Raw genomic sequence first — 959 nt, 5'->3', positions numbered from 1 at the left:
CGCCAAGCTGCGGCGCACCGGACACGAGGCCCGTGGCGATGCCTGGCCCGAAGATGCCCAGCGCCAGCAGCGCAAGCGAGGCGAGCATCACGACCAGGGCATGGTCGATGGACGGTTCATCCGGCACGGTCTGGAACTCGGCGAACAGGCCCGAACCGATGCCGACGATCACGGCCAGCACCAGTACCTTGACGCCAGACGACACCACGTTGCCGAGCACCTTTTCCGCGAGGAACGAGGTCTTGTTCCAGAGCGCGAACGGCACCAGCACGAAGCCGGCGAGCGTGGTCAGCTTGAACTCGATCAACGTGATGAAAAGCTGCACCGCCAGCACGAAGAAGCAGAGGATCACCACCAGCCAGGCGAGGAACATCACCACGATGGGGTCGAGGTTCACGAACACCTCGGGGAAGCCGGCCATGTCGCCGATCTGCTCCAGAATCGGCGCACCCGCGTCGATGCCGGTCTTCGCCAACCGCCCCGGTTGCAGGAAGTTCTCCATCGTGATGGCCGAGCCGGTGGCCGTCAGGCCCAGGCCGGCGAACGAGCGGAACACGATGCCGGCCAGCCAGTTGAAGTTACCGATGATGTAGGCGAAGGCGCCGACGTAGAGCACCTTGCGCAGCAGCTTGGCGATCACGTCCTCGCCTTGGCCGGTGGCGTGGCTCATCGCCCAATACAGCCCGGCGATGGTCATGTCGATGACGATGAGCGTGGCGGTCAGGAACGCCACTTCGCCTTGCAACAGCCCGAAGCCCGAGTCGATGTAGCGCGAGAACGTGTCGAGGAAGCGGTCGATGATGGTCACGTCGTTCATGGCGCGTCCTCGTATGCAGGCAAGGCCGGTGTTTCGCCGCCATCGGCGGGTTCATCGAAGCTCGGCGGAATGGGCGGCAGATCGGCCAGCGTCCGGTATTCGTCCGGCCCGGTCTGGCCGGCGAAGAAGCGCCGCCGGAACG

General features: G+C 65.1%; 1 protein-coding gene. It reads right to left on the bottom strand.

What is annotated here, in order from left to right; genetic code table 11:
* Positions 1 to 817 (bottom strand): P-type conjugative transfer protein TrbL (trbL, locus tag BSZ31_RS12505; RefSeq protein ID WP_105029021.1); only part of this gene is annotated, 817 nt, incomplete at its 3' end.
* Between the last annotated feature and the right edge of the window lie 142 nt (positions 818 to 959).

Source organism: Limnobacter sp. SAORIC-690 (assembly GCF_002954425.1).
GTDB classification, from domain to species: Bacteria; Pseudomonadota; Gammaproteobacteria; order Burkholderiales; family Burkholderiaceae_B; genus Limnobacter; species Limnobacter profundi.
Note: the sequence above shows the minus strand (reverse complement) of the source record. Positions and strands in the feature narration are given on the sequence as shown.